Annotated in this window: 20 protein-coding genes; 5 read left to right on the top strand and 15 right to left on the bottom strand. The window is 25.6% G+C overall.

The window, feature by feature from the left end; translation table 11 throughout:
* Positions 1 to 92: 92 nt before the first annotated feature.
* The 6 genes from QOZ93_RS08105 to QOZ93_RS08080 form a co-directional block, all read right to left on the bottom strand.
* Complete coding sequence (locus QOZ93_RS08105; protein ID WP_307355807.1) at positions 93 to 1,889, bottom strand: ABC transporter ATP-binding protein; 1,797 nt, start codon at positions 1,887 to 1,889, stop codon at positions 93 to 95.
* Complete coding sequence (locus tag QOZ93_RS08100; RefSeq protein ID WP_307355806.1) at positions 1,890 to 3,704, bottom strand: ABC transporter ATP-binding protein; 1,815 nt, start codon at positions 3,702 to 3,704, stop codon at positions 1,890 to 1,892.
* Between the two features lie 192 nt (positions 3,705 to 3,896).
* Positions 3,897 to 4,991 (bottom strand): hypothetical protein, encoded by a 1,095-nt coding sequence (locus tag QOZ93_RS08095; RefSeq protein WP_307355805.1) that lies wholly within the window; start codon positions 4,989 to 4,991, stop codon positions 3,897 to 3,899.
* 32 nt (positions 4,992 to 5,023) lie between these two features.
* On the bottom strand, positions 5,024 to 5,680 hold the full coding sequence (locus tag QOZ93_RS08090) for a tetratricopeptide repeat protein (protein WP_307355804.1): 657 nt from the start codon (positions 5,678 to 5,680) through the stop codon (positions 5,024 to 5,026).
* 12 nt (positions 5,681 to 5,692) lie between these two features.
* Entirely contained in the window at positions 5,693 to 6,421 is a 729-nt protein-coding gene (locus QOZ93_RS08085) for a hypothetical protein (protein WP_307355802.1), read from the bottom strand.
* 137 nt (positions 6,422 to 6,558) lie between these two features.
* On the bottom strand, positions 6,559 to 7,113 hold the full coding sequence (locus QOZ93_RS08080; RefSeq protein WP_111943343.1) for a helix-turn-helix domain-containing protein: 555 nt from the start codon (positions 7,111 to 7,113) through the stop codon (positions 6,559 to 6,561).
* A 124-nt stretch (positions 7,114 to 7,237) separates the two neighbouring features.
* Here QOZ93_RS08080 and QOZ93_RS08075 point away from each other — a divergent pair, with 124 nt between their 5' ends.
* The gene (locus QOZ93_RS08075) at positions 7,238 to 8,143 is read left to right on the top strand and encodes a DMT family transporter (RefSeq protein WP_307355801.1); all 906 of its coding nucleotides are present in this window, start codon (positions 7,238 to 7,240) and stop codon (positions 8,141 to 8,143) included.
* A 64-nt stretch (positions 8,144 to 8,207) separates the two neighbouring features.
* Here QOZ93_RS08075 and QOZ93_RS08070 read toward each other — a convergent pair whose 3' ends face one another.
* The 3 genes from QOZ93_RS08070 to QOZ93_RS08060 all read right to left on the bottom strand — a co-directional run bounded on the left by QOZ93_RS08070 (position 8,208) and on the right by QOZ93_RS08060 (position 10,066).
* Positions 8,208 to 8,345 carry a hypothetical protein gene (locus QOZ93_RS08070; RefSeq protein WP_162630403.1) on the bottom strand — a complete coding sequence of 46 codons (138 nt, stop codon included), beginning with the start codon at positions 8,343 to 8,345 and terminating at the stop codon, positions 8,208 to 8,210.
* Between the two features lie 15 nt (positions 8,346 to 8,360).
* A complete protein-coding gene (locus QOZ93_RS08065; RefSeq protein WP_111943347.1) occupies positions 8,361 to 9,251 on the bottom strand; it encodes a hypothetical protein in 891 nt (296 codons plus the stop codon).
* A 101-nt stretch (positions 9,252 to 9,352) separates the two neighbouring features.
* Positions 9,353 to 10,066: a hypothetical protein gene (locus QOZ93_RS08060; RefSeq protein WP_307355800.1), complete on the bottom strand. Its 714-nt coding sequence runs from the start codon at positions 10,064 to 10,066 to the stop codon at positions 9,353 to 9,355.
* Positions 10,067 to 10,277: 211 nt separating this feature from the next.
* Between QOZ93_RS08060 and QOZ93_RS08055 the strand changes: the two genes are divergently transcribed.
* Entirely contained in the window at positions 10,278 to 10,466 is a 189-nt protein-coding gene (locus QOZ93_RS08055) for a hypothetical protein (RefSeq protein WP_111943351.1), read from the top strand.
* A 16-nt stretch (positions 10,467 to 10,482) separates the two neighbouring features.
* Positions 10,483 to 10,935 (top strand): hypothetical protein, encoded by a 453-nt coding sequence (locus QOZ93_RS08050; protein WP_111943353.1) that lies wholly within the window; start codon positions 10,483 to 10,485, stop codon positions 10,933 to 10,935.
* Between the two features lie 1,825 nt (positions 10,936 to 12,760).
* Here the strand turns inward: QOZ93_RS08050 and QOZ93_RS08045 are convergent.
* The 3 genes from QOZ93_RS08045 to QOZ93_RS08035 form a co-directional block, all read right to left on the bottom strand.
* Positions 12,761 to 14,548, bottom strand: a complete 1,788-nt coding sequence (locus tag QOZ93_RS08045) for an ABC transporter ATP-binding protein (RefSeq protein WP_307355799.1) — start codon at positions 14,546 to 14,548, stop codon at positions 12,761 to 12,763.
* Positions 14,548 to 16,326, bottom strand: coding sequence for an ABC transporter ATP-binding protein (locus tag QOZ93_RS08040; RefSeq protein ID WP_307355798.1), 1,779 nt, complete (start codon positions 16,324 to 16,326; stop codon positions 14,548 to 14,550). The genes QOZ93_RS08045 and QOZ93_RS08040 overlap by 1 nt, the downstream gene beginning before the upstream one ends.
* 606 nt (positions 16,327 to 16,932) lie before the next feature.
* Positions 16,933 to 18,189: an aminopeptidase P family protein gene (locus tag QOZ93_RS08035; RefSeq protein ID WP_307355797.1), complete on the bottom strand. Its 1,257-nt coding sequence runs from the start codon at positions 18,187 to 18,189 to the stop codon at positions 16,933 to 16,935.
* A 658-nt stretch (positions 18,190 to 18,847) separates the two neighbouring features.
* Here QOZ93_RS08035 and QOZ93_RS08030 point away from each other — a divergent pair.
* On the top strand, positions 18,848 to 19,609 hold the full coding sequence (locus QOZ93_RS08030) for a TSUP family transporter (protein WP_111943361.1): 762 nt from the start codon (positions 18,848 to 18,850) through the stop codon (positions 19,607 to 19,609).
* A gap of 55 nt (positions 19,610 to 19,664) precedes the next feature.
* Here the strand turns inward: QOZ93_RS08030 and QOZ93_RS08025 are convergent, their stop codons facing one another.
* Both QOZ93_RS08025 and QOZ93_RS08020 read right to left on the bottom strand, forming a co-directional pair.
* Entirely contained in the window at positions 19,665 to 21,149 is a 1,485-nt protein-coding gene (locus QOZ93_RS08025) for a bifunctional metallophosphatase/5'-nucleotidase (RefSeq protein WP_307355795.1), read from the bottom strand.
* Positions 21,121 to 21,471 (bottom strand): DsrE family protein, encoded by a 351-nt coding sequence (locus tag QOZ93_RS08020; RefSeq protein WP_307355794.1) that lies wholly within the window; start codon positions 21,469 to 21,471, stop codon positions 21,121 to 21,123. The genes QOZ93_RS08025 and QOZ93_RS08020 overlap by 29 nt, the downstream gene beginning before the upstream one ends.
* A 177-nt stretch (positions 21,472 to 21,648) precedes the next feature.
* Here QOZ93_RS08020 and QOZ93_RS08015 point away from each other — a divergent pair, with 177 nt between their 5' ends.
* Complete coding sequence (locus QOZ93_RS08015) at positions 21,649 to 22,344, top strand: radical SAM protein (protein WP_307355793.1); 696 nt, start codon at positions 21,649 to 21,651, stop codon at positions 22,342 to 22,344.
* A 94-nt stretch (positions 22,345 to 22,438) separates the two neighbouring features.
* Here QOZ93_RS08015 and QOZ93_RS08010 read toward each other — a convergent pair whose 3' ends face one another.
* Entirely contained in the window at positions 22,439 to 22,954 is a 516-nt protein-coding gene (locus QOZ93_RS08010; protein WP_307355792.1) for a cadmium resistance transporter, read from the bottom strand.
* Positions 22,955 to 22,980 lie beyond the last annotated feature (26 nt).

Genomic DNA, 22,980 nt, shown 5'->3' with positions numbered 1-22,980 from the left:
TGCTATGAAATTAAATCTTTATATTCAATTTTTAGTTTAATTTTACATTCACATTATATATTATACATCAACAATTGTAAACCTTTAATTATTTATACATAATATTGTGCTTGTGCATTATACATCTTCTCATATTGATTATCACTATCTTTTATTAATTCCTCATGAGTTCCATATTGAATAATTTCTCCTTTATGGAATACAGCTATTTTATCACAGAATTTACAACTAGATAACCTGTGAGAAATATATATTGCAGTTTTATTTCCTATAAGCTCATTGAATCTACTATATATTTCAGATTCTGCAATTGGATCTAATGCTGCTGTAGGTTCATCTAAAACAACTATTGGCGCATCTTTATATACTGCTCTTGAAATAGCTAATTTTTGTGATTGTCCACCTGAAAATTCTATTCCATTCTCTTCAAATATTTTATATATATGCGTATCTATCCCCTCTGGCATTTTTAAAATATCTTTTTCTAATCCCGATTGTTTCAATGAATTTTCTATACCTCTATCATTATTTTCTTCCTCATTATTAAGAACTATATTTTCCTTTACAGTAAATGCGAATAATTTAAAATCTTGAAAAACTACAGATAACAATTTCATATATTCATCATAGTTATATTCTTTTATATTTATACCATTTAATAAAATTTCTCCATCTGTAGGCTCATAAAGTCTAGTAAGTAATTTTATAAATGTAGTTTTACCTGCTCCATTTGAACCTACTACTGAAAGTTTTTCACCTTGCTTAATAGTTATTGAAACATTTTTTAAAGTGTATTCATCACATCTAGGATATTTAAAACTTACATTTTTAAATTCAACAGTGCATTGTTCTGTATTTTTAAGGGATTTTCCTTTTCCTGTTTTATTCGATTTAATCTGTTCAAGACTTATGTAATCCTCTAAATATCTACACATTTGACTTAATTCTATAAAACTTCTTACAAATTTAGATACTGTAGCACTAAAATTATTAGCAGAAGCTACATACATGGTAAATGATCCAATTCCTATAGTTCCTATACACACTTTATATGTCATATAAGCATAAATACCAAACATTTGTACTTGTAATCCTACTTCATTTGTTCCATTATATCTACCCATAATTTTAAATAGTTTAACAAATTGTTCTACGGAATCCTTATTAAAACTTCTTACTTTATCCATAATAAGAGGACATATATTGTATAATCTTACATCCTTACCCATAGAAAAATCTGTTGTTATATTAGAATAATATAGATATCCTCTATTTAAAGGCATTAAGGATTTATGGAATTCATACTGAGCCTTTTGCGATTTTTGATATATAAAAGAAGTAATAATTACAATAACTATTATGAATAAAACTATATATAAATCTAAACTAGCAATTACCGCAATTAATCCTATTAAGGAAATAATCTGAGTAAATATACTAACAGCTGCATTTATCATTCTACCTATAATTCCTTGTGTTCTAAGAGCTAACCTTACCCGTTCTTTCAAATCTAATACTTCTGGATCTTCTATGTTTTGGAATTCCATTTCCATTATTTTTTTCCCAATTAACATATCAAATCCATTTAAAATTTCAATGTTCTTTATTTCTATTAAAGTATCAAACCATGAATTAATAAGATTTAAAGTAAAATTAGCAATTATAGTTACTAAGACTAATGCTATAAATATTTTTATTCTCTTCTGTCCCATTAATTCATCTATAATAAATTTAGGCATAATTATATTAATAAATGGAGTTATAGCTTTAAATATAGAGGAAATAACTAATGTAGGAATATACGTTTTAGAAATACCATGTGCTAACTTTAAAATATATCTTGAGATTTTAATATTTTTCTTCAATTGAGCAATACTTTTATTTTTCATTTAAGCTTCCTCCATTTCTAAAGATTTTTCTTTATAATAAGAAGCTTGAATATTAAACATTTCTGAATACGCTCCACCTTGATTTAAAAGCTCCTCATGAGTACCATATTCCTTAATTTCACCATTTTCTAAAAAGGCTATACCATCGCAAAAACGGGTACTTGATAATCTATGAGAAATATATATTGCTGTTTTATCACCAATCATATCATTAAAACCTTTATACAAATTATATTCTGCAAGAGGATCAAGTGCTGCAGTAGGTTCATCTAATATTACAATAGAACCATTTTTATATAATGCTCTTGCTAAAGCTAATTTTTGATTTTCTCCACCTGAAAGTTCTATTCCATTAGAATCTAATACTTTTAATAGAGATGTATCAATTCCATTTTCTAAAGAGTCTATTTTTTCTTTTAACCCGGATTTTTCAATACATTGGTTTACCATATTTTTATCTATCTTAGATTTTGCAATAAGTGCCACATTCTCTGCTATAGAAAATGCAAGCATTTTTATTTCTTGAAATTCTACAGAGAATAATTTATAGTACTCCTCTTTATTAAACTCTAAGATGTTAATTCCATTTAATAAAATTTCACCTTCTGTAGGTTCATAAAGTCTAGTTATTAGTTTTACAAAAGTGGTTTTACCTGCACCATTTACCCCTACAAGTGCTAGTCTTTGTCCTTTTTTTACTTTCAAAGATAGATTCTTATAAATATATTTTTCACTATTAGGATATTTAAAAGATACATTTTTAAATTCTATTTCATAAGTATCAGCTTTTGGAATGTTTCTAAATTGCTTTTTCTCTTTCTCATTATCAAATTCTAATAAATTTCTAAAATCATTTATATATAAGTTTTGTGCATTTATATGTGCTATATCATCTAAAACTTTTTGCATCCATCCTGCAAATCCAGCAATTGTTGTAAAGTACATAGTAAATGATCCTATACTTAAAGATCCCTTTAACACCATATAAATTAAATATGCATATACCACACCTTCCCTAAGTAAAAGAAGGAATACATCTAATACTGAAACTCCAAAATATTTATATTTAATGTCCTTCTGAATTTTAAGACTAGAATTTTGAAAAACTCTAAGTTTATTCTGTAGCCAGTTGCTTAAATTAAAAATTCGTATATCCTTACCATATGCAAAATTACTCATAACATCATAAATATAATAACTTTTTCTCTCTATTTCTGAAACCTGATCTGCTCTACTATATTCATATTTCTTTGCCCTTGTAGTTAAATAGTATATAAATATAACATTTAATAATAGATATAATAATATCAAAGGATTCAATGTAAAAACTATAGCAACATATCCAAAAAATGCGATACTTTCTCCAAAAATTGCAAAAAGTTTATGTAATACACCTTCTATACCCTCTTGATTATTTTGTACCGCTCTGTATGCCGTTTGAATATCATTTAATACTTTAGGATCTTCCGTATATTTAAAATCCATCGTCATACATTTTTCTTGCAGTTTATGCGTGAAATTAAATCTTATTCCTATCATTCTGGGAAAATAAGCACCTTCCAAATAAGTAGACATATAATTTACAATAGAAGATATAATAAAAAAAGTTAAAAGTATAGCTATTAAATTTAATATCCTTTTCTGCCCTGTTAATTCATCAATTAAAAATTTAGGTATAAATATTGATATGAATGGTTCTATAGAAACTACTATAGTAAATAACCCAAAATACATAAAAGCTTTTTTATCCCACTTCCATGCATTTTTAATTAAATAAAAAATATTATCTTTGATACTTCTTTTATTTTTTGTCAAAGTTTATCTCTCCAATCCCATTTTTTTAATATCTTTCACTCATTTACTGAATATTCAAACTTTATTAACATAATTATATTATCATATTTTAAAACATAAAAATAGGGCAAGTATTTATAATACCTACCCTATTTTTGAATTATAATTATTTGGATGAGGACTATAGTGGTCTAGATAATTACTTAATATAATCTATATAACTATATAACTAAAATTTTTAATACTGGATTTTTTAATAATCTCTTTTTCTATAAGTTTATCTGTTACCATAGAATAATAAATATGATACCACCATATAAAATACTCTTCAAAAGATATCTCATAAAAATAATTAGATTCTTTATAGCTTTCATAAAGAATTTTTTTATTGTTTTCGAATATTTTAATATACTCATCCCTAATAATATCTGCAATATTATTTAACATAAAAAATTCTTTTTTAGTTAAAATAGGGATTACTATATCTTTATCTTTCAATAAATTTAATCTGTTAAATCCATTTATAATTTCAGAGTTACAGTTGTATCCTCTATCTTTAGCGATTTTTAAAAATTCTTTTAAAAGAAACTCCTTAGTCTCATTATCATTACAAAAGTAACTTTCACCAAAATACTCTTTTATCTTTTTTTCCTCAATTGTATAAAAATTTATACTGTTCATTCTTTCATTCCCATATAACCCAAAAGCAATATCTCCATAATATTTAAATATATTTCCATATATATTCAAAGCCTCTTTTATACTATTTTTGCCTTTTTCCTGCAAAGAAAAATAATAATTCATATTATTTCTTTTGGTTCTTTTAGATTTAAGAAATAGTTCCTCTACATTATCTATTTGTATACAATCTAAAATCACATCACTTAAAATAAATAATGATATATCTTCAAACTTAAAATTATTAAAACATTTAAGCTTATAGGTACAGCTTTTAATATCCTCTAACTTCGATTTTATTAATTCTACTGCTATATCCACGAGCTTTTCAGATTCTTCTATAAGTTTCTTAGATTCCTCTATAGATATAATCATACAATTAAGTATAAATTTATTTTTTTCTTTTTTTATTAATTCCTCTTGTAGTAACAAAGATAACCTCATATTTATATCTTTATCACTCCATCTAAAATAGTTTTTTATCTCTTCTATGAATATATCATTATGTAATAAAACACATACTTCTTTTAAATTGTATTTATTTATATTTACTCTTGGAAAATTATCACCTTCAGATATTATTTTCTTTTCATATTCACAATTTAATAATACATTCAACGCTTTATTCATCCTCTTCCCCCTGACTAAATTTAAATGAAATTTTATACTAATTTCTCCTTTAACCCTTCTACCTCTCTTGCTCCAATATCATCACCTAAATACTTAAATACTTCTTCACTTTTATTCAAATATTCTAGTGCTTTATTTGTTTCTTTTTTAGATATATATACTTCACCTAACCCCCTAAAAGCACATGCTATACATACCTTATCTTCTGATTTCTCTGCATAATATAGTGATTTTTCTAATAATACTTTAGCCTTATTGCAATCACCCTTTAAAAGATTTATATATCCATTTTCATAATAATTTGCAGATAAATACATGTTTTTATCCTTAAAAACTTTTAAAATTAGATCATATTCTTTTTTTAGATATTGCAATGCTATGTCATAATTGCCTGCTTCCCTCTCTACCATACATAACTGATGATACAATATACTTTCATCTTCTTTATTTTCTTCCTCTATTGCATATGATAATAATTTAAAATAACATTCTCTAGCTTTTTTGTATTGTTTTGATAGAGTTTTAGTAAATCCTAATCCATATAATGCTTGTTTATATAGCTCATTAAATCTATCCTTTGCACTTATTAAAACTTTACAATATAACTTCTCTGCCTCTATGTAATTTTTTTGATCAAAACTTATAAATGCTTTGTTTAATAAGCTTTCAAGTTTATCTCTTTCCTCCAAAATGCCATCCCCTTATTTTATATTCTTTTCATTAAGTACCCACCTTTTCCATTGCTTTTCTAATAACTCCATATTAACTTTCATATATCCAAACACATCACCATTTTCATAGTTTCTTACAATTTTATTTATAGTATTTTTGCCATACTTTTCTTCTATATATTTGATAAGAGTCCATCCCCATTCATAAGCAAATATCCTATTTTTATCTATATCTCTTAAGTTAGGGATTACACAATTTTTAACATTTTCTTCTACAGTTTTTCTAAATTCCTTTTCATATTTCCATTGTTGTGATAGATATACTGCTAGTCCCTCTCCAAACCAAAGAGAGGAATTCTCCATATCTTTACATAAATATTCCTCAAACATATGTGTAGTTTCATGGTAAATTAATCTTTCATACTCTTTTTGATCATACTTATATATAGAATCTTCTTCATATACATTAGGAGATAATAATACTAAATATTCTTCTTGTGGCTGTGCAATTCTACTTTTTCTTGATGGTATTTCTATGTTTACTTTTAAAATATTTAAAACTAAATTTTCATATTCTTTTCTATTACATGCTAAAATTACTTTTATATTAAAACTTCCCTTTTTAATTTCAAAATAATCTGATAATTCTTCATATGCTTTAATTACTTTTTCTAAAGTTTCTTCTACAAAACACTTATCTTTTTCCATATAAAAAACATATATATTTTCCTTATTCATACACTTATAATTTTCTAACATATTCTTATTCTCCTCATTGTATATAAAATTATAATTTATATTTACTTTAATCTTTTATTATTTTATATATAAAAATGTAATAGTAAAAACTACTACATTTTTAATCCCACTAAAAAATAGAATACTCATTATAAAGTTTATTTTTTATAAACTATAATATTTTGGAAAGTACATTTTTCATCTCCTATATTTTCATATGTATGCATTATATTTGCATCAAATTTGATACAGGTTTCTTTTTTTAAAATAACACTTTCACTTTCAAAATTCATTTTCAATGTTCCCTCTGTTACTATTATATACTCTTCTACTCCCTCAGCATGTTTTTCTGATGAATGTATACATTCTTTTTCTAAATCAATTTTCAATATTTCAAAATTATTTTTTATATCAAAGGGAAAAATAGGATAAATCTTCATTTTGTTATTTTCTTCGGAAATAGGAGTTATTTTAGAAGAATCAACTACCTTATAATTAATTTTTTCTTTCTCCATAAAAGAAGAAAATGGTACCTTCAAACCAGTAGAAATTTTCCACAATGTAGATACAGTTGGATTAGATTTTCCTTTTTCTATTTGAGCAAGCATAGCTTTACTTACTCCTGTTAGATTGGCAACCTCATCTAAACTTAATTTTCTTTTATTTCTAATAGCACTTAAATTATTACCTATAATTAAATTTAATTCTTCCATACTTCCTCCCACAAAATATGTTCAATATATTTTATTTTTGTTTAATATATTGAACATTCATCTAATATATTATATAATTTATTATACTTAAAAACTAAAGTTATTCAAAGGAGTTTATATTATTATGAAAAAAGCTTTATTTTATGGAATAATCGCTTCTATGTTTTTCGCCTTTACATTTATACTTAATCGAAGTATGAATTTATCTGGTGGGAACTGGATGTGGAGTTCAGCTTTAAGATTTTTCTTTATGTTACCACTATTATTCATAATTGTTTTAAATCAAAAAGGTACAAAACGGGTTATAAATTCCATTAGACAAAATTTACTCCCTTGGTTTCTATGGAGTACTGTTGGTTTTGGATTATTCTATGCTCCTCTTACATTTGCCTCAATATACGGAGAATCATGGCTTGTTGCTGGTTGTTGGCAAATAACTATTATAGCCGGTATACTTCTAACCCCTATTTTTAAAAGAAATTTACCTTTAAAAAGCTTATTAATGTCTTGTATTATTTTATTTGGTGTTTTTCTAATACAATATGAACAAGCTACTAAGCTTAATATATCTAAAACTTTTCTTTCAATACTTCCTATACTTATAGCAGCTTTTGCATATCCTTTAGGAAATAGAAAAATGATGGAACTATGTAAAGATACATTAACAACTATAGAAAGAATATTTGGAATGACATTATGTAGCATACCTTTTTGGTTAATTATTTCTTTTTTAGGATACCTAAAAGCAGGATCCCCGAATACCAATCAAATTACTCAATCGCTAATAGTAGCAATTTTTTCTGGTGTAATTGCCACAATATTTTTCTTTAAAGCTACGGAATTAGTTAAAAATGATCCTTCTAAATTAGCAATTATAGAAGCTACTCAATCTGGTGAAGTAATATTTAGCATACTTGGTGAAATCTTTTTACTTAATGGTTCTAAGCCTTCACTCCTAGGTCTTTTAGGCTTATTTTTTATTGTTTTAGGTATGATTTTAAGTAGTATTATTGCAACAAATTCAAATTAATATAAAAAATAGCTAGTATACAACTTAATTTATACTAGCCATTTTACTTGCATACCTATCTTAATTATCCTAAAAATTTATTTACAATATAAATCATATTATTTGATTTGGATCTTTTTTTCATTCTTAATGTATCTATTGTCGTTCCTATAGTATGTCCTTCTTTTGTTTCATTTACTTTCTCCTTTTTCTGATCTTCCACAAAAATCCTAAAGTTCTAATTAAGAATTAGTGATAAAAGACGTTGTATATTTCTTTCTAATGTCCCATCTTTAATTTTTTTAATGCTTTCTTCACCCCATTTAGGAAATATAGGTTTTTTATATGCTAAAATTAATCCTTGTAGGATAGTCAAAACTGAATCTACAATTACTTCTTTTTCGTTTATATACCCGTATTCTTTTTTAAACACTTCACTGGCCTCTTCAGATAATGATGAACATACATTTCTTATATCACTATATCTATAACCTATACCTAAAAAATTATAATCAAACATTAATGCTTGTTTTTTATCTTTAGCAACTGCTAAATTAGTATAATAAAAGTCATTATATACTAAGGTTTCTTCTAAATTATTTATATATTTTAAAATACTTTCAAAGTTATTCTCTATTAATTTCCATACATTATTATCTTCCGTATTTGACCTTTGTCTAATTAATTTAAGATTTTCTTGTGTAATAATATCTGTTTCTCTATAAAATTTAAAACTACTCTTCTTTTTAGATAAATATTTACTACCTTCATGATGCAACTTTAAATACCATTTTGCAAGATTTTTTACAACTTCAATATCACTTAAATCCTCTTCTATTCCTAATCTAAAAACTTTATTCTTACTTAAATCATCTAAAAGCAAACTTTTTTCTGTACTAGCTATAACTTTAATAGTAGGAATATCACATTCCTGTAATATAAAATAATTTTCTATTTCTCTTCTAAATTCTTTATTTATAAAATACTTAAGAACATAACTTTTTTCACCATGTCTCATTCTATATAAATAAATACCATCTTTATGTTGTATTTCTTGGAGATCAATTATTTTGTTATTAATATTAAGAAGTTTTTCTAGCTCTTCATAAATATCTTCATATAATCCCAATGTAACTTACCTCCTAAATTTGTGTTTAATCTGTGCCCTTATATTATCCTTCATGGTCATTAATTCTATTTTATTAAGATTTAAATGTTCAAATATAGTTTTTAAAAATTATAATGTGATATAATTTTGTAAACCTCTTTATTCATCCCTATACAACTTATATACTTTTTAAAACCTTCCTCTAACTTTAATAAATCAGATCCAAAGGTTGTTTCTATTTTTTTGTAAACTTCTTTATTTAATTCACTATAAAATTTTTTATACTTATCTACACCTAAAATACCCATAATATACTCTGTAAAAGCTCCAGCTATGGGATAACTTATATTGCAATCACATTTATAAAACTTTTCATTTTCTAAAAGATCTTTTAATCCTACATATAAATTATTTTCTAAAAAATATTTTGTCCATGCATAATTTGATATTCCCAAGTAAACTTTATCAAAATACATAGCTAGTCCTTCTCTAATAAAAACTTGTGGAGGATTTCCTAAGGTATTATATGCAATTAAGTGAGTGTCCTCATGGAAACCTAAGCATTTTACTTCTTCATTATATACAGCATAAACAATATTAGGATATCTAGCAAAACCATTGCAAGGCTCATTATCTCCACATACTTCACCAACTTTTTTAGGTGAATCACATAAAAAATAGTTAATTTTCTTACTCATTGTTACATTTAGCATATAATTAATAGTATTAAAACAATTTTCTTGAAGTTCTATAATTTTTTCTATATTCCTATGTGCCAATGAATTTTCTTCATAATTAAAAACATAATTTTTACTTTTTGTTTTTATAAAACTCATTAGAATTTCCTCCCATCTTCCTACTTTCTAGTTTTACATAAATATTCATTAGCTTTTTCTAGTAATTTTTTATTTTCTTCAAAATCTCCGCATGATTTTTGAAAATTCATACTTTATTTTCTCCTTTCTCTTGAATAAATAATTTAAAATGTTAAAATATATTTACTTAATTCTTTTAATATTCAGTACCATTTGTGTGGAGGATACTATTATGTCAAAATTAAAAACTTTTGTTAAAACTATTCCCGGATTTCGTTCAAATACAAAATTAAATATGATAATTGCAGGTATTTATTATGTTGTTTCATTACTTATTGGCTTTTTAAATGTACAATTAATGATATCTTTTCTTACTATGCCTTATATAGTATTCCTAATGATTGACTGTGTAGATTCTTAAAAGGAGGTTCACTATTATGACTAAGACATTTTTTTATTCTTATAAAAAAGATAATAGTAAAAACTTAAAAATATTAAGCATTATAGGATTATCTATTTTTATTATTAACTTACTGTATATAATTAGAAGTATACTTGATTTCAATGACAAATCATTAAAATTTATTTTAGTCATGCCAGCAATTTTACTTGGTATTATATTAATAAAAACTATTTCACTTATTAAAAACTCAAAACAAGCTGACTTAACTTTGGAAGATTCAAAAATTATTTTAAATAGTATGTTCTTAAAAAAACAATACTCTTTATCATTAAAAGATATTAAAAATATTGACATAAATATTGTAGACGAAATAATAACACTACAATTATCAAATGCCTCACATATTATTAAACTATCCTCTTTTATGAAAAAAGATAGACCTAAAATAATTGATACCTTTAAACAACTTAAAAGTAACTTAGCTTAAAAACATTAAATCTTCATTTATATTGAATCTTACACACTTTTATAAAAGCAATAGAAATTTATTTTTGTGTGTCTTCCAGCATAGCGAGGAAACTAAAAAAATAATTTCTATGCTTCTACTTATAAAAGTTATTTTTCGTTAACTTTGAATGTAATGAGGAAATAAATAACATATTTCCCTTTTGTAATCTCCTATTTACTAAAGAAATTTCTATATCTTTAAAGGAATAAAATTATATTTTGTGTTGACTTCGAACGTAGTGAGGGAATAAGAAAAATACTATTTTATTCCTAGTAATTATAGAACTTTCTTCTATTATCTCAATGAATTTTTATTTATCTTTACCTTATATACTTTTATAAAAGCAATAGAAATTTATTTTTACGTGTCTTCCAGCATAGCGAGGAAACTAAAAAATAATTTCTATGCTTCTACTTATAAAAGTTTCTTTCGTTAACTTTGAATGTAATGAGCAAATAAATAACATATTTCCCTTTTGTAATCTCCTATTTACTAAAGAAATTTCTATATCTTTAAAGGAATAAAATTATATTTTGTGTTGACTTCGAACGTAGTGAGGGAATAAACAAAATATAATTTTATTCCTAATAATTATAGAAATTTCTTTTATTCTCTCAATAAATTTTTATTTCTCTTTACCTTATATACTTTTATAAAAGCAATAGAAATTTATTTTTACGTGTCTTCCAGCATAGCGAGGAAACTAAAAAATAATTTCTATGCTTCTACTTATAAAAGTTTCTTTCGTTAACTTTGAATGTAATGAGGAAATAAATAACATATTTTCCTTTTGTAATCTCCTATTTATTAAAGAAATTTCTATATCTTTAAAGGAATAAAATTATATTTTGTGTTGACTTCGAACGTAGTGAGGGAATAAACAAAATATAATTTTATTCCTAGTAATTATAGAAACTTCTTTTATTCTCTCAATAAATTTTTATTTCTCTTTACCTTATATACTTTTATAAAAGCAATAGAAATTTATTTTTATGTGTCTTCCAGCATAGCGAGGAAACTAAAAAAATAATTTCTATGCTTCTACTTATAAAAGTTTCTTTCGTTAACTTTGAATGTAATGAGCAAATAAATAACATAGTTCCCTTTTGTAATCTCCTATTTACTAAAGAAATTTCTATATCTTTAAAGGAATAAAATTATAGAAATTTCTTTTATTCTCTCAATAAATTTTTATTTCTCTTTACCTTATATACTTTTATAAAAGCAATAGAAATTTATTTTTACGTGTCTTCCAGCATAGCGAGGAAACTAAAAAAATAATTTCTATGCTTCTACTTATAAAAGTTTCTTTCGTTAACTTTGAATGTAATGAGCAAATAAATAACATATTTCCCTTTTGTAATCTCCTATTTACTAAAGAAATTTCTATATCTTTAAAGGAATAAAATTATATTTTGTGTTGACTTCGAACGTAGTGAGGGAATAAGAAAAATACTATTTTATTCCTAGTAATTATAGAACTTTCTTCTATTCTCTCAATAAATTTTTATTTCTCTTTACCTTATATACTTTTATAAAAGCAATAGAAATTTATTTTTACGTGTCTTCCAGCATAGCGTGGAAACTAAAAAAATAATTTCTATGCTTCTACTTATAAAAGTTTCTTTCGTTAACTTTGAATGTAATGAGCAAATAAATAACATATTTCCCTTTTGTAATCTCCCATTTACTAAAGAAATTTCTATATCTTTAAAGGAATAAAATTATATTTTGTGTTGACTTCGAACGTAGTGAGGGAATAAACAAAATATAATTTTATTCCTAATAATTATAGAAATTTCTTCTATGCTCCTTCTTGTAAGAAACTATATTGTGCCATATAAAGGTTATAATAAATACCTTTTTTTGCAAGTAACTCTTCATGGGTTCCCACTTCTACTATTTCTCCACCTTCTACAACCATGATTTTATCGCAATCTCTAATTGTTGATAATCTATGTGCTATTACAAAAGAAGTTCTGCCTTTTAATAATTTTTTTATACCTTGTTGTACTAACATTTCTGTATAGGTATCTATATTAGAAGTTGCTTCATCTAATATTAAAATTCTTGGATCTGCTAATAAAGCCCTCGCAAAAGAAATTAATTGTCTTTGTCCTACTGAAAGTCTTGAACCTCTTTCATTTATCTCTGTATCATATCCTTTTTCTAAACTCATTATAAAATCATGAGCATTAACACTCTTTGCTGCGGCTATTATCTCATCATCTGTAGCATCTAATTTCCCATATCTTATATTTTCTTTTACAGAATATGAAAATAAGAAAGTATCTTGTAGCATTATTCCCATTTGACTTCTTAAGGACTCTAATGTTACATCTTTTACATTTATTCCATCTATTAATATTGTACCCTCTTGCACATCATAGAACCTACTTATTAAATTTATAATTGTTGTTTTACCCGCACCTGTTGCTCCAACTAATGCAACGCTTTCACCTTTATTAACTTTAAAATTTACATCTTTTAAATTTTTTACTGATCCATCATAAGAAAAACTTACATTATTAAATTCAATATTACCCTTAATTTCAGGCATACTAGATGAATGTTCCTTTGAATATATTGTAGGTTTTATATCCATAATTTCAAAAACTCTTTCACCTGCTGATATATTACTAATTAAGGTATTATAAAAATCCGTAATATGCATTATTGGTTGCCAAAACATAGTTACATACCAAGTAAAAGAGATTAAAGTTCCTACCTTTATATTTCCAATTCCTATAAGATCAATACCTTTAATATATATAATAACCGTTCCAACACCCCAAGATAGTTGTACTATTGGCCAAAATAAATCATTTAACCTTGCACAACTTAAAAATGTCTTTAACATATCTTCTGTCATGTTTTTAAAATCTTTTTCACGTCTATGCTCTGCCGCAAAATTTTGAACAAGTTTAATTCCTGAAAAATCCTCATGTGTAAAAGCATTAACATTAGAACGTTTTTGTCTATATTTTGCCCATAAAGATTCACTAAAATATTGAACAATAAACAATCCAACAAATAAAAAAGGTATTAACATAAGTGTCCATAATGCTAATTTAAAGTTCATCCATAACATTAAAATACTTACACAAACAAGTTTTAATAATTGAGGAATAAAATTAGTTATGCTTACATTAAATAGTTCTTGAAGTGCATTAACATCACCCATAACCCTAGCCAAAACTTTTCCAACTGGTCTACTATCAAAAAAACCAAATGATAATTTTTGAATATGAGTATACAAATCTTCCCTTATATTTATTAGAATCTTATTTGTAACACCCGCCATACATTTTATTCTTATTCTTGCTGCAGTCATAGCTAATAAATTTAATACAACTAATATAACTCCTATATTTATAAGTCCTCTAATATTTTTGTTAGCAATATGCTTATCTATGGCTACCTCTAATAAATAAGGACTAAAAAGCGAACTTAACATAGCTATAATCATTAAAAAAATTACTAATATGATTTTCCGCTTAAAAGGTTTTGCATATTTAAAAAGCCTTTTTAAAATGTATAATTTTGAATGTGATACTCTAATTTCATCTTGTCTAGTACCATTAATCTCCATTATATCGCCTCCTCTTCATCAACATTTTCTATAAAGTCTTTAAACTGTTCTTTATAGATTTCATAATACTTTCCTTGTTTCTTTATAAGTGTAGAATGATTACCACTTTCTATAATTTCACCATTTTCCATAAATAAAATTAAATCTGCATTTTTAACTGCTGAAATTCTATGAGCAATTATAAAAGTTGTGCAGCTCTTTTCTCGCTCATTTAAATTTTTTAGTAGCTGAAATTCAGTTTCCATATCTAACGCTGAAGTAGAATCATCTAAAATTAAAATAGGTGCTTTCTTTATTAATGCTCTTGCTATAGATAATCTTTGCTTTTGACCTCCTGACAACCCTATTCCTCTTTCCCCTACTACGGTATCATATCCTTTAGGTAAGTTATTAACAAATTTCCCTGCACAAGCAAGTTTACTAGCATTTTTTAATTCTTCCTCTGATGCATTTTCTAACCCTAATTTTAAATTATTTTTTACCGAATCTGAAAATAAAAATACATCTTGTGGGACTATAGATATATTGTTTCTAAGGCTAAATAAATCATATTTTTTTACATCTATACCATCTACTAAAACCTCACCCTTTGAAACATCATAATTTCTACCTATTAAACTAATTAAAGAGCTTTTTCCTGATCCTGTAGTTCCCATAATTGCTATAGTCATACCTTTTTCAGCTTTAAAATTAATATTTTTTAATACTTCTTCATCTTTGTATTTAAAAGAAACATTTTTAAATTCTATGTCTCCTTCTATATTTTCTTTAATTATTGCATTTTGACAATTACTGATCTTAGGTTCTGTATCTAATATCTTAAAAACTTTCTTTGCAGATGCTTTAGTTTCGGCAAACATATTAGTAAGCCATCCTAAATTTTCCATAGACCATAACATTCCCCAAATATATCCGTTAAAAGCCACTAATGCACCTAAAGTCATCTCACCCTTCAATACAAAATATCCCCCAAGTGAAATCATCACAATAAGAGATAAGTTTGTAAAAAAATCCATCAAAGGTAAATGATTTGCTAACACATTGGCTTGTTCCATATTAAGTTTATAATACTTTTTATTCATTTTTAAAAATTTTAAAATCTCATGTTTTTCACGACTAAAAGCCTTAACAAGTCTAACTCCAGCAATATTTTCTTCTGCTGTTGTATTCATCTCGGCATTTTGATCACTAATCTTTTCGTATACTTCTCCTTCTTTTTTCTCCAAATTCATAGCTAAAAATCCTACTGGTATCATAGTAATTATACAGGCAACAGCTAACTTAGGACTCAACCAAAATAACGCTACTGCACCAAAAACAAAATGAATAAGATTTTCAAGCAACAAACGCAATCCAAAAGATAGAGATCTCCAGATGTTTTCTATATCTTCTGCTATTCTTGACATAAGTTCACCTGTATTTACCTTATCAAAATAGGCAAACTCTAGTTTTTCTATATGATTAAATAATTCTATTTTTATATCTTTATGAACTTTTACACTTAAAACATCAAATAAATATTCTTCTACATATCCAAAAATTCCTTTTAGAATAGTTATTGTTAAAATACTCAGTAATAAAGTTAATAAAAGTTTATGATTTCCACCTACAATAACCTTGTCTACTAAAATTTTAGAAACATATGGATTTATTAAATCTAATCCAATGCTTATTATCATCGCTAAAAATGGAAGTATAACTAAAACTTTATACTTTTGTACATATTTTAAAATCCTTTTCAATACAATTCCCTCCTTTTTAGAAAAAATAAAGATCATGGAAAATAATGCTCCATGACCTTTATAAAAAAGAGATAACTGCATGCAAAGTATATCTCAATTAAAGATAAAAAGGCCATGAGCACATATAACCCATGACCTGTATATTTTCATTTCAAATTATTTATAGCTATAAAACATTGAAATTTACATAATAAGTCCTTGTTTAGAGATAGGGCTATACATTTTTAAATTACTATTTAAGTTTTCAATTAATCTTAAATTACAATTAAACATCTTTAACATAACATCCTACCTCCTTAAACTTATTTTAGTATTAGTGATAAATTAATTTTATTCTCAGAGATAGAACTATTATGATTTACTTCTCTATTAAATTTAACATTTAAAATAACATTAATTAAATTATTCATAGTTACTACCTCCTTAAAATGATTTGGATAAATTCCATAAATTAAGTATAATCCCATTGTTTTTTAAAGTCAATATATTTTTTGAATATTTTAAAAATTAATTAAAGAAATTTTTTTTATTCAAAATATGTTTTTTATAAAAATAACGCTATAAATAATTTTGAATTATCTATAGCGTTTATTGTGTGTATATATAATTATTAATTAAGATTTTATTATTTTTTATTTATTATTAATGACATTTCTTTTGTTCAGCCATGAAATTTTCTACATCATCGGCTTCTTTTATAACATCTTTAGCTAAGTTTACGCAACCATCTTCGGTTACTAATAGATCATCTTCTATTCTTACACCTATATTTTCTTCCGGAATGTAAAGTCCTGGTTCATTAGTTATTATCATTCCTGGTTCTAATTTTGCATTATAATCTCCAATATCATGTGTGTCTAATCCTAAATAATGTCCTATTGAATGGAAATAATACTTAGATAGCTCGCTATCTTCTTTAATTATTCCTAATCCCTTACAAGCATTTGCAAGTTCTTTTCTAGCAACATTTTCAATATCATTCCAAGTTGCACCTGGTTTAACTGCAGCCTCTACAGCCTTTTGAGCAGCTAATACTCCATTGTATACTTCTTTTTGTCTTGAAGTAAATTTACCATTAACAGGGAAAGTACGTGAAAGATCTCCATTATATAATTGATATTGAGCGCCTAAGTCAAGTAATACTACATCACCATCATTTGCCCTACAAGTATTAGCATCATAATGAAGAACTGTACTATTATGTCCTGCTGCAACTATATTATTAAATGCTCTAAACTTAGATCCATTTTTAACCAATGAGTATTCAAAATAAGCTTCTATTTCATATTCCATCATACCTGGTTTTGCATGAGCCCACATATTGTATATACCTTCTTTAGTGATCTCAATTGCTCTTTTTGTTATAGCTATTTCTTCCTCACTTTTTACTGCTCTTAATCTACCTATTTCATCCCCTATATGATGAAGCTTAAGATATGGATATCTTCTCAAAATTTCAGATGCAAAATCTTGAGTTTTAGTTATTCTTATGCCAAATTCTTGTCTTTCTAAATCTAGATATAAATTTTCTGCTCCTACTCTTGAAATAATCCTTCCAAAGTTATCTTCAAATTGATCTAGATATTCAACATTTTCCATTCCAGTTAACTCTTGAGCTTCCTCAACAGTTAGTCTTTCTCCATACCACCTTGCCATTACTGGATCTTGTCTTTCAATAAATAATTTTTCTGTTATACTATTTCCTTGTTTAAATAACATATATACAGCATTTTCCCTTGGGTATCCTGTAATATAATAAAAATTTCTATTTTGTACAAAAGGATATTTATAATCTGCTGATTTGTATGGTGCGTCTTCTTGGAAAAGAACTACAAAAGAATTGTCTTGTATTTTTTCTAGTAGTTTTTTTCTATTTCTTTGAAAAAATTCTTTATTCATGACTATTCCCCCCCATAAATGAATTTGCTTATATCTATAAGTTACCACCTAGGGAACTTTTTTTCAATGAAAAATACAGTATTTATTATAAATTTAACTGTAAATTCAAAATTTTTAAACTTGTAATTATGCTAATTAATAGACATAAATATATTGTTTTCTATATATAACTTTTTTCTAAATGAAAATAGATAACCCTTTCGAATTATCTATTTTCTTTAAAACTTTATAATATAATTATATTATAAGTTAGGATTTACTAAAGAATCTTAATACGTTTAATTAAATCCTTTAATTTGTACTTCTCTAACCCTAAAGATATATCTTTATTATGAAAGCTATGATATATTAGTATCTCTATTTTTGTTATATTTTTAACTTATTTTTTTATACTTATTTGTTATATTTCTCTTTTATAATTAAATTATATAACTGTAATCACAAAATTTCAAGTTATTTTCTTAATTTTCAGAATATTAGTTTCCAACCTATACTTCTTTGTGTATTTTTTAACTAATTTAACTTATAAAATTTATCTTTACTCTTTCCCTTAATCTAAATTTTATGAATACTTTATAAGCTCTTTCTATGCGGTAAATTTTAAATTATAATAATACTATTAATGTAAATTTTATTTTAATTTTTAGGTGGTGAATTTATGGTTACTCTTATATTATTATGTATTGCTGGTTTTGTAGCTGCCTTTATTGATGCTATAGCTGGTGGTGGTGGATTAATAAGTGTCCCTGCTTTTCTAATGGCTGGTATACCTCCACATCTTACTTTAGGTACAAATAAATTTTGTGCAACTTCCGGTTCTATTACCAGCGTTATAAAATTTGCTAAAAGTGGGAAAATTAATTTTAAGCTTTTAAAATCTTTGCTACCCTTTACATTTTTAGGTTCCATATTAGGTGTAATTGTAGTAGGCTTTATACCCGCAGATTCCTTATCTGGAATCGTACTTATCTTGGTTTTATTTATTGGCATATATACTATTTTTTCTAAGGACTTAGGGGTAGAAGAAAAAAAAGTTATTATAACAAAAAAAATAATTCTTATAGGTATGTTATTTGCTTTTAGTTTAGGATTTTATGATGGATTTTTTGGTCCGGGCACTGGATCATTTTTAATCTTTGGATTGATTGGAATTTTTGGACAGGATTTTACTAAGGCCACTGCAAATGCAAAGTTATTAAATGTTACAAGTAATATTTCTGCTTTAATTATGTTTGCAATAAAAGGACAAATTATTTATAAAATTGCTATTCCTGTAGCAATTTGTATGGCTTTAGGTGCTAGAGTGGGCACTAGAATTGCCATAGATAATGGACCTAAACTTATAAAGCCTATCTTTATAATAATGTCCCTTGCAGTAGCTATAAAACTTATATATCCTTACTTAATAAAATTATTGTAGAAAAAAGAGTGATCATAGTTTTTTAAGATCACTCTTTTTCTTATATTTTTCTATATTATATAAGAACAAAAGTATTTAAATATTCTTCACATATTTCTCCTTTATAGTTTAAATAACCTTTCATAGCATCTATAGCCGTAATATTTAATTGTTCTCTATTTTCACCTAAATATTTTGGAACAGCTTGTTCTGTTATATAACTTACATTATAGGTTTTCTGAGCATCTAATTCCTCATTTTCTATAAATAATTTTTGTATTCTATGCATCTTAGGATTTTCTATTTTTACATATGCCTTTATTCCAATAGCCCTTTGTACATATCCACCGGTTTGACCAAAAGGATTTATGTTATAAGTTTTATTAAGCTTTGTTTCTAATAATTCTAAAATTTCATATCCTTTCATTTGAACATTAATTATCTTAGGATTCATAGGCACTATATTGTATAAATCATTTAATGTTATTTTCCCTGGTGCAATTGGAGCTCCATATCTCCATCCATGTGAGAAACAAATTTTATTTCCTGTAGCATGAGATATTGATTTTAAAAGGAAATTATCCATAGTTGATTCTAAAGCTAAATGTCTACTTAATAAAGTTTTTGTTTCTCCAACAATGTTATTTAATTCTTCTTCATAAGGTTCAAAAATCTGTGTTACTATATTTTCTATTTCTTTATTCTTCTCAACTTTATCATTTACAGTAATAAGTTCGTGTTTAAAATCTACAACTTTGCCATTTATTATTTCTAAATCTAACCTTCCAAGAAATGAACCATGGCATCCTGACTGAATAAGTATACTATTTCCTATTCTTATAGGAGAATTTAGTCTATTATGGGTATGGCCACTAATGCATACATCTACTCCCTCTACAGTCTGTAGAATTTTATAATCTGTTGGCATTCCTAAATGAGATAATAATATAATGAAATCTACTTTTTCTTTGTTTCTAAGTTCTGATACAATTTTAGGAAGTTCCTCATATTCGGGAGACATATAAATTCCTTGACTAAACTTTTTAGGAAATCCTTGAACCACATGTTCACATGCCATTCCTATAATTCCTATTTTTAAACCGTTAATATTCTTTATACAATAAGGATCAAAAAGACGTTTATTTTTATCATAAACATACGTATTAGCTGATAATACAGGATAATTTAACCTATTAGCTAATTCCCTTAAATGAGAAGGTGTATATGCAAAATCCCAATGTGCAGTCATGGCATCTATTCCCATGGCATTTAAAACTGGAATAATTGCATTTCCCTGAGTTTGTGTTGTAATAAATGTTCCATGAAAAGTATCTCCACAATCTAAAAAAAGTGTATTGGGACTTTCTTTTTTTATACCATCTATTACAGTTTTAATTCTAGAATACCCACCAGCTTCTTTAACCTTAATTCCTTTAGCTTCAAAAAAAACTTCTTTGTGCGGTAATATATGACCATGTGCATCATTTAATTGAACAATTGTAAGTTTTGTTGATTCCTTCATTTTTATCTCCTTAAGCTTTAATATAACAGTATCCTTCATTTTCTTTATTTGCAACTTCTACAACACCACTTGGAACTATTTGTACAAAGGCACATAATTCTTCTTGTTGAATAGTGAATTTAGTTAATGCCTTTTTGCATGCAGCAAATTTAACATTTCTTTTTATCAACTCATCCATTTGCATATATAACTTAGTGTTAATTGCTATTTGTTCTTTTAAATTAACTACCGCTATAGAATTTGCTAAAATTTCTATTTCAAAATTTTCCCCTGACTTCTCACCTTCATCTAACATATTTTTAGCATTTTCCATAGTTAACTTCCACTTACTTGCATTATCTATATGGTATAAAACTTTCATAACATTTTCCTCCTAAATTTAAATATAATATTGTTTAAATTTAGTTTAATCTATTTTGAAAAACTTATACCTTGGGCATTTTATTATGCTATAATTTAATATACTTTAAAAATATTATATGAAGTGTTTCCTTGCCAAACCACTTCTTAAAATAATAAAACAAGGAGGAATTTAATTATGATACGTTATAATTCTATTCATGGCAAAAATAATAGAGAAATTGTTCTTTTAAAAGCTTCACCATGTATTTGGGGAAAATGTTCTTTTTGTGATTATATTCATGATAATTCAAAGGATACTAAAGCAAATATTCAATTTAATAAAGATGTTTTAAATAATGTTACAGGGGAATTCAAAGTATTAGAAGTTATTAACTCAGGCAGTTGTTTTGAAATACCTAGAGAAACTTTAGAAGATATTAGATCTGTAATTCAAAATAAGGGTATTAAAAAATTATTTTTAGAAAGCCATTGGATTTATAGAAATAGACTTCAAGAAATGAGAGATTTCTTTGGTATACCAATAATCTTTAAGTGTGGAATAGAAACCTTTGATAATGATTTTCGAAACAAATTTTTAAATAAGGGTGCTATTTTTAACCATCCTTCTGAAGTTGCCAAATATTTTAAATCTATATGCCTTCTAGTTGGTATTAAAGGCCAAACTAAAGAAATGTTAAAAAAAGATATGGAATATCTTTTAAAATACTTTGATTATGGGTGTATAAACATATATATTGAAAATTCCACGCCCTTAAAAAGAGATAGAGAATTAATTAAATGGTTTAAAGAAAATTACTCTTTTTTAGATGAAAAAGAAAATATTGAAGTTCTTTGGAACAATACTGATTTTGGTGTAGGTGCAGATGAATAATCTACTCTTTATTTAAAAACTATAAAAAAGTTTTTTAAATAAAAAAGTGACAAACTTAAAAGATGGTTTGTCACTTTTTTATTCTAAAATCTATTTATTTCTTTCTTAATATATATATTCCTAATAATATAAATACTACTGGAACTATATATCTTTTCATTATATTTATTACATCCCATAACCAAGGTATATATGATAAAATCACATTAAATACACCCAATACTCCTATAATTATTAAAAAAATGCCTACTATAGTGCTTACCCTTTCCTTCTGATTATTTAATAATATTTCATCATTTTCTTCAGAACCTTGACTATTATTCACATATTCATTAATTTTTAGTTTCTTTAGTATATCAAGATCATCTGGTACGTATAATCCATTTGAGATCTTACCTGCCGAATCCACAGCATCAAAAAATGTATAAATTATAATTGGTGCAGTAATCCATACTTTCATACCATCAAAGCAAAGTATTTTATTCATAATAGTTGCAAAAATAAATATTGACATGAAAAATAATCCTCTATTGAATAAACCTAGATACATATGTCCAGTACCTGGGAAAAAAGATAAAATCCCTGCTATAAATTTACTTTTCCTTGTCATTAGATCTTCACTCCTTATATTTTTAT

Origin of the sequence: Hathewaya limosa, from assembly GCF_030815255.1 — a bacterium.
Lineage (GTDB): Bacteria > Bacillota > Clostridia > Clostridiales > Clostridiaceae > Hathewaya > Hathewaya limosa.
The sequence above is the reverse complement of the archived record's forward strand: the minus strand, read 5'-3'. Positions and strand labels throughout refer to the sequence as shown.

Bases quoted from the DNA above. Each gene is read 5' to 3' on its own strand.
- QOZ93_RS08105 (WP_307355807.1), bottom strand. From the start codon at position 1,889: ATGAAAAATAAAAGTATTGCTCAATTGAAGAAAAATATTAAAATCTCA.
- QOZ93_RS08095 (WP_307355805.1), bottom strand. From the start codon at position 4,991: ATGAATAAAGCGTTGAATGTATTATTAAATTGTGAATATGAAAAGAAA.
- QOZ93_RS08075 (WP_307355801.1), top strand. From the start codon at position 7,238: ATGAAAAAAGCTTTATTTTATGGAATAATCGCTTCTATGTTTTTCGCC.
- QOZ93_RS08010 (WP_307355792.1), bottom strand. From the start codon at position 22,954: ATGACAAGGAAAAGTAAATTTATAGCAGGGATTTTATCTTTTTTCCCA.
- QOZ93_RS08060 (WP_307355800.1), bottom strand. From the start codon at position 10,066: ATGAGTTTTATAAAAACAAAAAGTAAAAATTATGTTTTTAATTATGAA.
- QOZ93_RS08045 (WP_307355799.1), bottom strand. From the start codon at position 14,548: ATGGAGATTAATGGTACTAGACAAGATGAAATTAGAGTATCACATTCA.
- QOZ93_RS08025 (WP_307355795.1), bottom strand. From the start codon at position 21,149: ATGAAGGATACTGTTATATTAAAGCTTAAGGAGATAAAAATGAAGGAA.
- QOZ93_RS08055 (WP_111943351.1), top strand. From the start codon at position 10,278: ATGTCAAAATTAAAAACTTTTGTTAAAACTATTCCCGGATTTCGTTCA.
- QOZ93_RS08050 (WP_111943353.1), top strand. From the start codon at position 10,483: ATGACTAAGACATTTTTTTATTCTTATAAAAAAGATAATAGTAAAAAC.
- QOZ93_RS08015 (WP_307355793.1), top strand. From the start codon at position 21,649: ATGATACGTTATAATTCTATTCATGGCAAAAATAATAGAGAAATTGTT.
- QOZ93_RS08085 (WP_307355802.1), bottom strand. From the start codon at position 6,421: ATGTTAGAAAATTATAAGTGTATGAATAAGGAAAATATATATGTTTTT.
- QOZ93_RS08035 (WP_307355797.1), bottom strand. From the start codon at position 18,189: ATGAATAAAGAATTTTTTCAAAGAAATAGAAAAAAACTACTAGAAAAA.
- QOZ93_RS08080 (WP_111943343.1), bottom strand. From the start codon at position 7,113: ATGGAAGAATTAAATTTAATTATAGGTAATAATTTAAGTGCTATTAGA.
- QOZ93_RS08020 (WP_307355794.1), bottom strand. From the start codon at position 21,471: ATGAAAGTTTTATACCATATAGATAATGCAAGTAAGTGGAAGTTAACT.
- QOZ93_RS08040 (WP_307355798.1), bottom strand. From the start codon at position 16,326: ATGATCTTTATTTTTTCTAAAAAGGAGGGAATTGTATTGAAAAGGATT.
- QOZ93_RS08030 (WP_111943361.1), top strand. From the start codon at position 18,848: ATGGTTACTCTTATATTATTATGTATTGCTGGTTTTGTAGCTGCCTTT.